11 protein-coding genes are annotated in these 15,500 nt (G+C 46.2%); all 11 read left to right on the top strand.

Going from position 1 to position 15,500, the window contains the following annotated elements:
• Positions 1–23 precede the first annotated feature (23 nt).
• The 11 genes from dapB to FNY66_RS00175 all read left to right on the top strand — a co-directional run bounded on the left by dapB (position 24) and on the right by FNY66_RS00175 (position 15,487).
• Positions 24–782, top strand: a complete 759-nt coding sequence (gene dapB, locus FNY66_RS00225; protein ID WP_150309929.1) for a 4-hydroxy-tetrahydrodipicolinate reductase — start codon at positions 24–26, stop codon at positions 780–782.
• A gap of 22 nt (positions 783–804) precedes the next feature.
• Positions 805–2,757, top strand: a complete 1,953-nt coding sequence (locus FNY66_RS00220) for a fructose-1,6-bisphosphatase (protein ID WP_150309928.1) — start codon at positions 805–807, stop codon at positions 2,755–2,757.
• 70 nt (positions 2,758–2,827) lie between these two features.
• Entirely contained in the window at positions 2,828–3,661 is an 834-nt protein-coding gene (locus FNY66_RS00215) for a sigma-70 family RNA polymerase sigma factor (protein ID WP_150309927.1), read from the top strand.
• An 89-nt stretch (positions 3,662–3,750) separates the two neighbouring features.
• Positions 3,751–4,092 carry a hypothetical protein gene (locus tag FNY66_RS00210; protein WP_150309926.1) on the top strand — a complete coding sequence of 114 codons (342 nt, stop codon included), beginning with the start codon at positions 3,751–3,753 and terminating at the stop codon, positions 4,090–4,092.
• Positions 4,093–4,186: 94 nt separating this feature from the next.
• A complete protein-coding gene (hisA, locus tag FNY66_RS00205; RefSeq protein ID WP_150309925.1) occupies positions 4,187–4,957 on the top strand; it encodes a phosphoribosylformimino-5-aminoimidazole carboxamide ribotide isomerase in 771 nt (256 codons plus the stop codon).
• Between the two features lie 117 nt (positions 4,958–5,074).
• Entirely contained in the window at positions 5,075–7,654 is a 2,580-nt protein-coding gene (gene secA, locus FNY66_RS00200) for a preprotein translocase subunit SecA (protein ID WP_150309924.1), read from the top strand.
• Between the two features lie 96 nt (positions 7,655–7,750).
• Positions 7,751–8,870 (top strand): peptide chain release factor 2 gene (gene prfB / locus FNY66_RS00195; protein WP_190324735.1). Its coding sequence is split into 2 segments (ribosomal slippage): positions 7,751–7,813 and positions 7,815–8,870, totalling 1,119 coding nucleotides; the frame shifts between segments, so codons are not numbered across the junction.
• 53 nt (positions 8,871–8,923) lie between these two features.
• The gene (locus tag FNY66_RS00190) at positions 8,924–10,141 is read left to right on the top strand and encodes a homoserine dehydrogenase (RefSeq protein ID WP_150309922.1); all 1,218 of its coding nucleotides are present in this window, start codon (positions 8,924–8,926) and stop codon (positions 10,139–10,141) included.
• 29 nt (positions 10,142–10,170) lie between these two features.
• Positions 10,171–11,403 (top strand): cofactor-independent phosphoglycerate mutase, encoded by a 1,233-nt coding sequence (locus FNY66_RS00185; RefSeq protein ID WP_150309921.1) that lies wholly within the window; start codon positions 10,171–10,173, stop codon positions 11,401–11,403.
• Positions 11,404–11,619: 216 nt separating this feature from the next.
• A complete protein-coding gene (locus tag FNY66_RS00180) occupies positions 11,620–12,063 on the top strand; it encodes a GNAT family N-acetyltransferase (RefSeq protein WP_150309920.1) in 444 nt (147 codons plus the stop codon).
• A gap of 130 nt (positions 12,064–12,193) precedes the next feature.
• The gene (locus FNY66_RS00175) at positions 12,194–15,487 is read left to right on the top strand and encodes a DUF5717 family protein (protein ID WP_150309919.1); all 3,294 of its coding nucleotides are present in this window, start codon (positions 12,194–12,196) and stop codon (positions 15,485–15,487) included.
• Positions 15,488–15,500: the final 13 nt, after the last annotated feature.

Below are 15,500 nucleotides of genomic sequence, written 5' to 3'. Positions count from 1 at the left end.
TAAAACACGGGAGGATGGATAAAATGGTAAAGTTTTTGATGCATGGATGCAACGGTAAAATGGGAAGAATGATCACTGAGATCGTAAAGGGTGAAGAAAGTGCAGCGATTGCCGCCGGAGTAGATGCTTACACAGAGGTACCGAATGAATATCCGGTATTTGACGCGATTGAAAAGTGCGATGTGGACGTGGATGTGGTTATCGACTTCTCAACAGCGAAGGCAGTCGACGGCCTGCTTGACTACTGTGTAGCGAAGAAGCTTCCGCTTGTTCTCTGTACGACAGGCCTTTCCGAGGAACAGCTTAAGAAAGTGGAAGAAGCTTCGAAAGAGGTTGCAATCCTGAAATCGGCCAATATGTCGCTTGGGATTAATCTGCTCCTGAAGCTTTTGAAAGATGCGGCGAAAGTACTCGCTCCTGCAGGATACGATATTGAGATCGTAGAGCGCCACCATAATCAGAAACTTGACGCTCCCAGCGGAACAGCTCTTGCACTTGCTGATTCCATCAACGATGAACTGGATAATGAGTATCACTATGTATATGACAGGAGCCAGGTGCGTCAGAAGCGGGAGAAAAAGGAGATTGGAATTTCAGCTGTACGCGGCGGAACAATCGTGGGTAACCATGAGGTGATTTTTGCAGGGACAGATGAAGTAATTGAATTCACTCATACAGCCTATTCCAGAAGTGTATTTGCAAAAGGCGCTGTAGAGGCGGGAAAATTTCTCGCAGGAAAGGCAGCAGGTATGTATGATATGGGAGATGTAGTCGGATTATAAAAGAGAAAAACGGGAGGAAGAAATGAAAAATCTTGAAGCCAGGTATCTGGAGCGACTGTCCGACCTGTATCCGACGATCGCGGCAGCGTCTACAGAGATCATTAATCTGCAGTCGATACTGAACCTGCCGAAAGGAACGGAACATTTTCTGACGGATGTTCACGGAGAGTATGAGGCATTTTCGCATGTGCTTAAAAACGGTTCCGGTTCTGTACGACGCAAGATTGATGATGTGTTTGGCAACACTATGAGTATCCGGGACAAACGGTCACTGGCTACGCTGATTTACTACCCGAAGCAGAGGATGGATATGATCAAGAAGACAGAGACCAACATGGACGACTGGTATCGTGTCCACCTCTATCTGCTCATCGAAGTGAGTAAGCGGGCAGCAAGCAAGTATACCCGATCAAAGGTAAGAAAGGCACTTCCAAAGGATTTTGCATATGTTATTGAGGAATTGATCACGGAAAAAGCAGAAGTGAGCGATAAGGAGTCCTACTATAATGAGATCATCTCTACGATCATAAGAATCGGAAGAGCAGAAGATTTCATTGTGGCAATTTCTGAACTGATCCAGAGACTGGTTGTGGATCACCTCCACATTGTAGGCGACATTTATGACAGAGGTCCCGGACCGCATATTATCATGGACAAACTCATGACATATCATTCGCTGGATATCCAGTGGGGAAATCATGATGTCCTATGGATGGGAGCGGCGGCAGGACAGAGAGGGTGCATCACAAATGCGATCCGGATCTGTGCCCGTTACGGCAATCTGGATATTCTGGAAGAAGGATATGGCATTAACCTGCTCCCGCTGGCTACATTTGCACTCAAGGTATACAAGGATGATCCGTGTACCTGCTTTAAACTGAAGGTTCCGGATCGTCCGGATTCTGAGGAAATGCAGATGAACCTTCGTATTCATAAAGCAATTTCAATCCTGCAGTTTAAGGTGGAAGGTCAGATTATATCGAGACAAAAGTCATTCCATCTTGAGGACAGGGCGCTTCTGGACAAGATTGACTACGAAAAGGGAACAATCGTACTGGGCGGAAAGGAGTATCAGCTTCTGGATACGAATTTCCCGACCGTGGATCCGAAGGATCCGTACGCGCTGACGGAAGAGGAAGAAGAGATCATGGAGCGGCTGGAAAAAGCGTTTATCAACTGTGAGAAGCTTCAGCGCCATATGCGGTTCCTGCTTGCCAAAGGCGGTCTCTATAAAGTCTATAATGACAATCTGCTCTATCACGGATGTGTGCCGCTGGATGAAGACGGAAGTCTGAAAGAGACAGAAGTTTACGGAAAGAAATACCGCGGGAAGGCGCTTTACGATATGCTTGACGCTTATGTCAGAAAGGGCTTTTTTGCCCTCGATAAAAAGGAACGTGAGGATGGTAAAGATATCATGTGGTATATATGGCTCCATCCGGATTCACCGCTGTTCGGAAAAAACAAGATGGCTACGTTTGAGCGTTATTTTATTGCGGAAAAGGAGACTCATATTGAGAAAAAGAATCCGTATTACTCTTACATAGAAAATGAAAAAGTGATCGACAATATCATGAAAGAGTTCGGATTGGATCCTTCTTACGGTCATATCGTGAACGGACATGTGCCGGTCAAGAGAAAAGACGGTGAAAATCCTATCAAATGCGGCGGTAAGGTAATGGTCATTGACGGCGGATTTTCCAAAGCATATCAGAAAGAGACGGGGATAGCCGGATATACGCTTATTTTTAATTCTTACGGACTGTTGCTTGTTGCTCATGAACCGTTTGAATCAACAGAAGCGGCAATTGAGAAAGAGAATGATATTCATTCTGAGCTTACCGTTGTCCAGAGAGTCCATGACCGGATTCTTGTAGGTGATACAGACAACGGCAGAGAACTCAAGGAGCAGATCAGAGATCTTGAGCAGCTTCTTTCAGCATATAGAAACGGCGAGATTATCGAGAAACTGTAACAGTTCAGCCCGCGCCATACATCAGATGGCTGAACTGTTACGAAAAACTATAGAAAAGGTGCAGAAAGTGATGGAAAAAGAACAGCAGAATCTTACTCAGGAAATGTCTGAGCCTCTTCAGATTTACTTAAGCGAGATTGGGCAGATCCCTCTCCTTAGCGAGGAGGATGAAAAAAGGCTTGGCGAGAAGAGTGCACAGGGCGATGAAGAAGCGAGGAGAAAACTGTCGGAAGGAAATCTAAGGCTGGTTGTTTCTCTGGCAAAACATTATACAGGCAGAGGCATTCCGCTCATGGATCTGATCCAGGAAGGAAATATGGGGCTTATGAGAGCGGCAGAGAAATACGATTATACGAAAGAGAACCGTTTCTCTACTTATGCAGCCTGGTGGATCAAGGAAGCTATGCAGAGAGCGATAGACCAGCAGTCACGTGAAATCAGGGTCCCGGTACATGTGGCGGAAAATATGAAACGTGTTCAGAAGACTGCAAGAGAGCTGCAGCAGTCGCTGGGACGTGATGCAACTCCGAAAGAAATTGCGGAGAAGCTGGGAAATAAGACGGAGGAAGAGGTAAAAGCTATCATTAACTATCTGCAGAGCCCCGTATCGCTGGAAACACCGGTCGGGGATGATGGAGAAAACAGCTTGGGAGATATGGTCGAAGACAGATCTGAGCCTACGCCGGAGGAAGCAATGAACATCCTGGCCCGGCAGGAAGAAGTGAAGGAGCTATTGGAAAAGCTGGGCGACAGAGAACGACAGGTTATTCGTTTGAGATACGGACTGGAGGACGGACGCACCCATACTCTGGAAGAAATCGGGGACATGCTCGGTGTTACCAGAGAGCGTGTGCGTCAGATTGAAGCGAGAGCAATGGAAAAACTTCGTAAAAATGCAAAATGATTTAAAAAAGCACCCTTTATATGTATAAATATTGAAAATGTGCAGATAGTAAAAGTACAACAATATTTATGGAAAGGGAGACTGTTTTTATGAAAAAAATGAAAAAACTTCTGCTGCTTATGATATGTACATTTGTACTTCTGGGGACGACGGCATGCGGCAGCCGGGATAATGTTGACAATGGTGCTGATCAGTCGACTACAGATACAGATGCTGAGAAAAATAATAATGACAGCGACAGTACCACAAATTCGGACGACAGAACGATGAATGATGCAACAGAAGGAGATGGTATTCTGGATAATGCCGTAGATGACGTGACAGACGGTATAGATGATGTGACAGACGATGTAACGGATGGTATAGATAAAGCTACAGATGATCTGACCGAGGATAACAGGGCACAGAATGACACCCGGGACAGCCGATGAACCTGTCAGAAAATTAATTTAGAGCAATATCAGGGCTGCCGCAGGAAGAAAAACTCTTTCTGCGGCAGTGTCAGTGAAAGAGAGACGGAACAAAATGAAATTCAGACCATGCATAGATATACATAATGGGAAAGTGAAACAGATAGTCGGGGGAAGCCTAAGAGACGAAGGGGACCGCGCTAATACGAATTATGCATCAGAGTTGGACGCGGCGTTTTATGCAGAATTGTACAGAAAAGACAGACTAAAGGGAGGACACATCATCCTTCTGAATCCTGCGGGCTCAAAGTATTACGAGGAGACGAAAAGGCAGGCGTACGGCGCCCTTAAAGCGTATCCGGGAGGGATGCAGATCGGAGGCGGCATTACTGCGGAAAATGCAAAGAATTTTCTGGATGCAGGGGCAAGCCATGTGATCGTGACTTCGTATGTATTCAAAAGCGGAACATTTTACAGAGATAATCTGGAGAGGCTGTTGTCTGCCGTAGGGAAAGAACATATTGTCCTTGATCTGAGCTGCAGAAAAAAGGGAGACGGTTACTATGTAGTAACCGACAGGTGGCAGGAGTTTACCGATATGAGACTGACAGAAGAAGTTCTCACAGAACTGTCCTCATGCTGTGATGAGTTCCTGATTCATGGAGTGGACGTAGAAGGGAGGCGTTCCGGCATGGAGGAAGAACTCGTGCATATGCTGGGAGCGTGGAGCGGAATACCTGTTACATATGCCGGGGGCATCAGTTCATTGGAAGACTTGGATAAATTTAGGAGACTGAGTGGAGGAAACATAGATTTTACTATCGGAAGCGCACTGGATCTGTTCGGAGGAAATCTGCCATATGAGACAGTGAAAAGATTTCAGTAAATGTTAACAACTTATGAAGTTGTTGAATTACCTATAAGTTAGTGCTAAAATGGGAAACGTAAGTGCATCGGGCTACATGGCGATGCAAGATTATGTATAAGGAGTTAATTGGGTAATATGGGTATTATAGAGAAGATTTTCGGCACTCACAGCGAGAACGAACTGAAGAGGATCTACCCTGTTGTTGATCGGATCGAAGCTTTGGAGCCTGATATGAAAGCACTCTCGGATGAAGAGCTAAAGGGCAAAACAAGAGAGTTTAAAGAGCGGCTGAACGACGGAGAAACCCTGGATGATATTCTTCCGGAAGCATATGCGGTCGTACGGGAGGCAGCGTTTAGGACATTGGGAATGCGTCATTACCGGGTTCAGCTCATTGGAGGTATTATCCTGCATCAGGGACGTATTGCCGAGATGAAGACCGGAGAAGGAAAGACGCTAGTGTCTACACTTCCTGCTTATCTGAATGCACTGGAAGGAAAAGGTGTCAATATTGTCACAGTCAATGATTACCTTGCAAAACGTGATGCCGAGTGGATGGGAAAAGTGCATGAATTCCTTGGCCTGACTGTCGGAGTTGTGTTAAACGGAATGGACAGTAAAGAGCGTCGGGAAGCCTATGACTGTGATATTACTTATGTTACAAATAATGAGCTGGGTTTTGATTATCTACGTGATAACATGGTTATTTACAAAGAGCAGCTCGTTCAGAGAGGACTTCATTTTGCGATAATCGACGAGGTGGATTCTGTGCTGATCGACGAGGCAAGAACTCCTTTGATCATTTCCGGACAAAGCGGGAAGTCTACGAAGCTGTACGAGGCCTGTGATATCCTTGCCCGCCAGCTGGAACGTGGTGAAGCGAGCGGTGAATTTTCCAAAATGAACGCCATTATGGGCGAGGAGATTGAAGAAACCGGTGACTTTATTGTCAATGAAAAAGAAAAAACGGTCAACCTGACAGAAGACGGTGTAAAAAAGGTTGAAAAATTCTTCCATATAGAGAATCTGGCAGATCCGGAAAATCTGGAGATCCAGCACAATATCATTCTGGCACTCCGCGCGCACAACCTGATGTTCAAAGATCAGGATTATGTCGTGACGTCAGAGGGAGAAGTCATGATCGTGGATGAGTTTACCGGACGTATCATGCCGGGACGCCGCTATTCAGACGGTCTCCATCAGGCAATTGAGGCAAAGGAACATGTGAAAGTCCGCCGGGAGAGCAAGACTCTGGCTACGATCACTTTCCAGAACCTGTTTAATAAATTTGACAAGAAGAGTGGTATGACCGGTACAGCGCTCACTGAGGAGAAAGAGTTCCGGGATATCTATGGAATGGACGTTGTCGAGATCCCGACGAATAAACCGGTACAGCGTGTCGACCTTGAAGATGCTGTATATAAGACAAAGAAAGAAAAATATAAAGCAGTAGTAGAGGAAGTAAAGCGGGCACATGCCAAAGGACAGCCGGTGCTCGTCGGTACGATCACGATCGAAGTGTCTGAGCTCCTGAGCGGAATGCTCAAGAGAGAGGGAATCAAGCATAACGTGCTCAATGCCAAGTATCATGAGCAGGAAGCGGAAATCGTAGCTGATGCAGGTGTACACGGAGCGGTGACCATTGCTACCAACATGGCGGGCCGTGGTACAGATATCAAGCTGGATGATGATGCGAGGGAAGCCGGAGGACTGAAGATCATCGGTACGGAGCGCCACGAGTCGAGACGTATCGATAATCAGCTCCGCGGACGAAGCGGACGACAGGGAGATCCGGGTGAATCCCGTTTCTATATTTCTCTGGAGGATGATCTCCTCCGCCTGTTCGGTTCCGAACGTCTGATGGGTGTGTTCAACGCACTCGGAGTTGAGGAAGGCGAGCAGATAGAACATAAGATGCTTTCTAATGCGATAGAGTCCGCACAGAAAAAACTGGAGATCAATAACTTTGGTATCCGTAAGAACCTGCTGGAATATGATCAGGTCATGAATGAGCAGAGAGAAATCATCTATGCCGAGAGGCGGAGAGTTCTCGACGGCGAGAGCATGAGGGATACCATCTACAATATGATCACAGAATATGTGGAGAATATCACTGATCGCTTTGCATCGCCGGAAGCGGATGCTGAGGACTGGGATGTCAAAGGACTTGACGTGAATCTCCATAATGTGATCCCGCAGATGGAGCTCCCGAATGCTGCCGAGTATCGGAAGATGCGCCAGAAAGAGTTCAAGCATCTCTTAAAAGAGCGCGCTGTTAAAGCTTATGAAGCAAAAGAAGCAGAGTTTCCGGAGGCGGAACAGATCCGTGAAATTGAGAGGGTTGTTCTTCTGAAAGTCATTGATGCCAGATGGATGGATCATATTGATGATATGGATCAGCTTCGTCAGGGGATCGGGCTGCAGGCATATGGGCAGAGAGATCCGCTTGTCGAGTATAAGATGACAGGTTACAATATGTTTGGCGAGATGACAAATATGATCGCCGAGACAACGATCCGTACACTGTTTAATATTCGTGTAGAGCAGAAAGTTGAACGTGAAGAAGTGGCAAAGGTGACCGGTACAAATAAAGACGACACTTCGGTCCGTGCTCCCAAGAAACGTGAAGAGAAGAAAATTTACCCGAATGATCCATGCCCGTGCGGAAGCGGAAAGAAATACAAACAGTGCTGCGGCCGTAAGAAAGTAGGCTGAGACTGAGAGCAGCCCGGCAGGAGTGAAAGCCGGGCTGAACAAAGTTGCAGAATTTTGTTATAACATAAATTTCAGAAAAAGAAAGAGGTGAATAAGGTGGTTTTGTTAGATGAATTAAAGTCAAGACTGACTGCATATGAGGAACCGCTGAAAGATTTGAGGGATTCACTTTGACTTAGCGTCAAAGAAACTGCGTATAGAAGAATTACAGAAAAGGCTGGAGGAGCCCGGGTTCTGGGATGACCCGGAGACATCCCAGCAGGTGATGAAAGAGCTGAAAGGGCTTCAGGATTCTGTTAAACAGATAGAGCAGCTATTCTCAAATTATGAGGATATGAAACTGTTGATAGAGATGAGTGAAGAAGAAGGCGATGAGGAAACATCTAGCGAGATTGAAGAAGAACTTGAAGCATTTGAGGCGACTTTTGAGGAACTCCGGATCGGCACTCTGCTGACAGGACCGTATGACAAAGACAATGCCATTGTGACGCTCCATGCAGGAGCAGGCGGCACTGAGTCCTGTGACTGGGCGGGCATGTTGTACCGCATGTATACGAGATGGGCAGAGAAAAAGGGATACGACGTTGAGGAATTGGACTATCTGGAGGGTGATGTGGCCGGTATCAAAGGTGTCACTTTCGAGGTAAAAGGCGAGAATGCCTACGGGTATCTCCGCTCAGAAAAAGGAGTGCACCGCCTGGTGCGTATCTCTCCGTTTAATGCGGCGGGAAAGCGGCAGACATCTTTTGCTTCCTGCGATGTGATCCCTGATATCGAAGAGGATATCGATATAGAGATCAATGATGACGACCTGAAGATAGATACTTACCGTTCCAGCGGCGCCGGTGGACAGCATATCAATAAAACATCATCAGCTGTCCGGATCACGCATCTGCCTACAGGAATCGTCGTGCAGTGTCAGAATGAGCGTTCACAGCATATGAATAAAGACAAGGCGATGCAGATGCTCAAATCGAAGCTGTATCTGATGAAGCAGCAGGAGCAGGCGGAAAAGATGTCAGACATCAGAGGAGAAGTCCGGGATATTAACTTCGGAAATCAGATCCGCTCTTATGTCATGCAGCCGTATACCCTTGTGAAGGATCACAGGACAAATACGGAGGTCAGCAATGTAAACGGCGTGATGGATGGTAATATCGATCCGTTTATCAATGCATATTTGAGTGCCGGCACAGGTCAGTCGGATGAAGCGTAGAATCCGCCGGTATACAGGTAGCAAAACGAAAGAGTACAGAGAAGGAGAAAACGATGGTAAATATAGCAGTAATGGGATACGGCACCGTAGGTTCCGGTGTAGTTGAAGTGATCAATACAAACAGCGATATCATCAACCAGCGTGCAGCTGATGAGATTAATATCAAATATGTGCTGGATATTCGTGATTTTCCCGGAGATCCGATACAGGATAAGATCGTTCACGATGTGGATGTGATCATTAATGATCCGGAGATCCGCATTGTAGTAGAAGTGATGGGAGGTATTGAACCGGCATATACTTTTGTAAAACGCTGCCTTGAGGCGGGAAAGAGCGTTGTCACATCCAACAAAGCGCTCGTCGCAAAGCACGGCGCGGAACTTCTGTCTATTGCGCGTGACAGAGAGCTGAATTTCCTCTTTGAGGCGAGCGTCGGGGGCGGTATTCCTATCATCCGTGCATTGAATTCATGTCTGACTGCAGATAAGATCGAGGTAATCACGGGAATTCTGAACGGAACGACCAACTACATGCTCAGCAAGATGTTCTATGAGGGCGCCGATTATGATGAGGTGTTAAAAGAAGCTCAGGACAACGGCTACGCAGAGCGCAATCCGGAAGCGGATGTGGAAGGATATGATGCGTGTCGCAAGATAGCAATACTCTCTTCTCTGATTTCAGGTCAGCAGGTAGACTTTGAAGATATCTATACAGAAGGCATAACGAAGATTACAAAGAAAGACATGCTCTATGCAAAGAAACTGGGCATGACGATCAAACTGATCGCATCAAGTAAACGTCATGATGACCACGTTCATGCCATTGTGGCACCGATGCTTTTGAATAAGGAGCATCCGCTCTACAGTGTGGATGATGTATTTAATGCAGTGTTCGTGCACGGCAATATGCTTGGCGATGCTATGTTCTATGGCAGTGGCGCAGGAAAGCTTCCGACAGCCAGCGCGGTCGTGGCCGATGTGGTGGATGAGGCGAAACATCTCCATAGAAATATCATGACTATGTGGAAAAATGAGAAACTGACCCTTCTTCCGATCGAAGATACCGAGAAAAGATTCTTCGTCCGCATCGAAGGAAATACAGATGAGCGGCGAGATGAGGTGGAAAAGGTGTTCGGGCCGGTGCGGATAGTCAATGCCGATGATCTGGATGGAGAGTTTGGTATTGTGACGGAAGTGATGAGCGAGGGTGAATATCGGAAAAAATCGTCTCAGATCGAAGGTATCCTTCACATGATCCGCATTGAAGACTAAGTATGACAGGCAGATGACAGGAGGAAAAGATGAAATACATTGTGATCCTATGTGACGGGATGGCTGATGAGCCGCTTGAAAAGCTGGGTGGGAAAACACCGCTGGAGGCTGCCCGTACTCCGAATATGGACCGTCTTGCAAAATGTGCGGAAATCGGGATGGTACGCACAGTGCCGGAGGGAATGGCCCCGGGCAGTGATACGGCGAATCTGTCTGTAATCGGGTATGACCCGGAGAAATATTATTCCGGACGTTCTCCCCTGGAGGCATTAAGCATTGGAGCAGAGATGGGTGAACATGATGTGTCGTTCCGATGCAATCTTGTTACCTTGTCCGAGGAAGAAGAGCAATATGAGGAGCGCACAATACTGGATCACAGCTCCGGAGAGATCAGTACAGAAGATGCTGCTGTCCTCATTCAGGCGCTGAAAGACGAATTCGCACGAGGCTCAGCAGGCGAACGTCCCTGCTATTCAGAGGGCTATACCTTTTACGCAGGAACAAGCTACCGTCATCTGCTGATCCAGAATAACGGAAAAGTCTCAGAGTTGACTGCGCCCCATGACATCCTGACCAGAAGGATTGGAGAATATCTGCCGTCTGATCCGGTACTCCGTGATATGATGGTGAGAAGTTACGATATTTTAAAGGATCATCCGATCAATGTGAAGCGGCGTAAAGAAGGAAAGAACCCGGCAAATTCCGCCTGGTTCTGGGGAGCCGGAACACGGCCGGCACTTTCTTCCTTCGAAAAGAAGAACGGAGTAAAAGGCGCGATGATCTCTGCTGTCGATCTGCTGAAAGGTATTGCAGTGGGGGCGGAGATGCACAATATCATCGTAGAAGGCGCCAACGGCGGCCTGCATACAAATTATCGCGGCAAAGGCGAGGCGGCAGTAAAAGCCCTGACAGAAGACGGATATGATTTCGTTTATGTACATATAGAGGCCCCCGATGAGATGGGACATCAAGGAAGCGCCGAAGACAAGATCAGCGCGATCGAGTATATTGATGATCAGGTGGTCGGTCCGGTGACGGCGGCGCTTGATAAAGCCGGCGTTGATTACCGGATGCTCATCATGCCGGATCATCCGACACCGGTGCGTGTGCGTACTCATACAGCCGATCCCGTGCCGTACATGATCTATGACAGCACACGGCCTGTACAGGGAAAAGACAGTTATAGTGAGAAGAGCGGACAGGAGACAGGGATGTTTGTGGAAAAAGGATATACGCTGATCGATCGCCTGCTTGAAAAATAGAATACAGGATACAAAAAGAAGAGACTGTAGCACCAGATTTACAGTCTCTTCTCTTATGTATTGATCCGGCAATTATTACTCTGCTGTTTCCAGTTCTATATCGCCGCTCTCGGCGGTGAATTCATATACAGAATCTTTAGAAAATCTTTGGATTTGTTGATAAGCGGATTGAAATAGGATAATATAAGACCATATCTGCGACAGGAGGACAAGATCATGATACGGAAAATGACTGAAAGCGACAGGGATTTGTATATTGAGATGGCGGAAGAATTCTATCATTCGGATGCTGTGCTCCATCCGATTCCGCGTGCACATTTTGAGAAGACGGCGGAAGAGGCACTGAAATCAGGAACATACGCGGAGATATACCTGCTGGAATACGAGGGGAAGACTGCGGGCTATGGCCTGACTGCGAGGACATTTTCTCAGGAAGCGGGAGGACAGGTGCTGTGGATCGAGGAACTGTATATAAGGGAAGCATTCCGTTCCAGAGGACTGGGCAGAGAGTTCTTTGCTTATCTGGAAGAAAAGAACAAAGGAGAGATTGCGCGTCTGAGGCTCGAAGTGGAAGCGGACAACACACGCGCCATATCCTTATATGAAAGACTGGGATATGAGGTCCTTGACTATGTTCAGATGATAAAAGATTTTGAATGAATACATGTATACAATTTGACACAATTTCTTTGAATCCGCCATTGCATGTTACTATACAACAATGCTATAATTCATAGTAGCGTATTTTTGCCCTTTGGGCAGAAGAAGAATTGTGAGTAGGTGACTGATTTTGAAGAATAAGATCAAACGATTTGCCAAAGGAGATTTTCATATCCCGCAGCCGGAGATCATCTTCCCGGAAACACGTATTATAATGCGGGTTGGAGAGGGAGAAAAATTCAGAGGGAGTTTCTCGCTCCAGAATCAGGGGGAAGGTACGATCCGGGGACTCGTATATCCCTCTTCTTATCGTGTCCACTGCGATGAGCAGGGATTTGATTCCAATCCGGTCAATATCTATTATACATATGACGGGACAGGTCTGGTGCCCGGGCACGTGGAACACGGCAAGTTTACGATCGTCTGCAACGGAGGAGAATTCGACATTGCGTTTACGGCGATCATAGAGAAGCCGTACGTCATGACAAGTTACGGCAAGGTCCAGAGTCTGGATGATTTTAAAAAGCTTACATTCCAGGACGCCGCTGAAGCGGTCAAACTGTTCCGTTCAAGAGATTTCTATGAGATCCTGAAATATGAAGATAAAAGAATACAGGCCCTTTATGATAATATGCGACGCTGGGAGCTGGACCAGCAGGCACTGGAAGAATTTCTTGTAGGGTGCAAGCAGAAGGAAAAGATATTCCTGACGCTGGAAGAAGAAAGCAGAGCATTTATTTCTTTGACGGAACCGCGTAAAGAGACATTTGCGATCAAGAAGAATACATGGGGATACCTTGAGATCGACGTCAAGACGGAAGGCGACTTTCTTTATGTGGAGCATACACGTATTACTACGGAAGAGTTTATAGGAAATTCATATCGTCTTGAGTATTTCCTTGATACTGAGAAACTTCACAAAGGAAGTAATTTCGGAAGGATCATTCTGGAGTCGCCGTATGAGACTCTGATCTATGAGGTTGTAGTTGAGAAGGATATTGTCAGAGATGAAGACAGGAGAGCGAATGACCGGGAGTTTGCCGGAATCATAAAAAGCTATCTGAAATATGAAGCAGGGAAGATGCAGCTTGCTGACTGGGTTGATGAAGCGGTACGCAGGATAAGCCATCTTCGTGAAAAAGATGACAGCAATGAGCATTATCTTCTTGCTCATGCTCATATCTGTCTGATCGGAGGAAAGACGGATGAGGCAAAGTGGATTCTGGAGTCATATAATTATAACCGTTTTGCGATTGGAAAGGATGTGGAACTCAGTTCTTATTATCTATACCTGACTACACTTCTGTCAAATGATACCATCGGACAGCGCAAGGTCGCTGAGGAGCTTTCAAGATCTTTTATGAAGCATCCGGACAGCTGGAAAATCCTGTGTATGCTGGTGGAGGTAGATTCAGAATATAAGATATATAGCGAGAGGCTGAGGGCGCTGGAAAAGCAGTTTTATGAGGATAAGTCCCACAGCATCTGGTTTTATCTCCAGGCTTTCCGCTGTTTCAGGGACAAGAGCTCTTCTCTGAAGAAGCTCGGTATGTTTGAAGTACAGGTGCTCCTTTTCGCGGTCAAATATAAGCTTATGACGAGGGAGCTTGCTCTGTATACTGCAAATCTTGCCAGTCAAATGAAAGTCTTTGACCGGCATTTGTATGATGTCCTTGTCCAGGCATACGAGATGTACAACGAGTCTATGATCCTGACGGCGATCTGTACGCTTCTGATCAAGGGAAACTGTGTAGAGAGCTGCTATTTCAAATGGTATGAAAAAGCAGTGGAGAATGAGCTTAAGATTGCACAGCTCTACGAGTATTATATGGCGACCGTGCGGCCGGAACAGTTCCATAAACCGCTGCCCAGATCCGTATATCTGTATTTTATGCACGGGAATAATCTGGATTATCACAAGTGTGCTTTCCTTTATTCCAATCTTATTACATACGAGGATGAGTCCAGCGAGATATACGCACACTATCGTGATGAAATGGAGGCTTTTGCCTGGAATCAGTTAGACCGTCGCAACATAAATGAACAGCTCAGGATCATATATAAAAGGTTTGTGCTAGAATCGTCCATGAATTCCGAACGTGTGAAAGCACTGTACGATGTATGTCATGCATACTGGATCACCACGAAAGTCCGGAACATGAAATACGTCCATGTTATTGCCGATGACGGAACGATCACGCAGAAAGCACCATATACAGAAAAAGGTGCCAGAGTGTTCCTCTACTCTAAGACGGACAGGCTTGTATGGGAGTCAAAAGACGGCAGGCATTATACGGATTCTATCCCTTACGAAAGCAAGAGGCTTTTCTATGAACTCCGGTATATGGATATGTGCAGGAAATATCTCAACGGACTCCGAAGGAACCGTGAGGAGCTGCAGAAACAGGAACTGACACTGGAGATCGTGCACGAAAACGGACTTGAAAATTACGCGGAAGAAGAGATTTTCAGTCTGTGCAGCAGGACGATTCGTGAGAATAATTATGAGAATGATGATTTTCTTACTTATGTCTGCTTTGAGCTGTTTAAAAAGCAGCAGTTTGATAAGGTAATACTGACCTATCTTGCAGATTATTACTGCGGTGCTACTCCTGACATGAAGCTGCTTTGGCGTGAAGCGAGAGATTATGAGATACCTACTCATAAACTGGCGGAAAGAATACTTACTCAGATGCTATTTTCAGAAGAACTTTTTCAGGAAGCTCCTATTTTTGAACAATATTATGCGGAGGGGGCTTACTTCAGGCTCCAGCAAGCGTATCTCACATATGTTTCAAGAGAATACGTTGTGGAGGAACGCAAGATCGGCAGGAGCGTGATAGATATTATCTGCCGCGAGTACGAAAAAGGTGAAGAGACGAGTGATATATGTAAGATAGCCGTGCTGAAGTACTATTCCCGGAGGGAATATAATACACAGACAAGAAAGACGTTAAAGAAATTTCTGCAGGAACTCTGTGGAAAACAGATATATTTCCCGTTCTTCCTTTCCTACGAGAAGGACTGGCTGATCGAGCTTCAGCTGTGGGATAAGACGCTGATTGAATATAAAGGACAGAAGGGCAGCAGGGTCATGCTTTATTACCAGCTCCAGAAAGCCGGGAAAGAGCAGGCTGACTATTCAACAGAAGTGCTGACTCCTATGTATGAGAATCTTTATGTGAAAAAGTTTGTGCTTTTTTCAAATGAAAAATTGAAATATTACTTCAAAGAAACAATAGACGGGAACTCTTACCGCAGCGACAAGGAGACATGTTCACGTGAGAGCAGGCCCGGCGAACAGGGCAGATACGGACGCCTGAATGATATTCTGATGGAAAAAAACGAGAAGGAAAGAAAGCGGAAGATGATGGCATATGCGCTGGAAGATGCAGTAGCTGCCCATATGTTTGCACAGGAGTAAGGAGGTTGTCTTT

Origin of the sequence: Mediterraneibacter catenae, assembly GCF_008691045.1 — a bacterium.
GTDB classification, from domain to species: Bacteria; Bacillota; Clostridia; order Lachnospirales; family Lachnospiraceae; genus Mediterraneibacter; species Mediterraneibacter ornithocaccae.
This window is presented reverse-complemented; position numbering and strand designations above follow the sequence as displayed.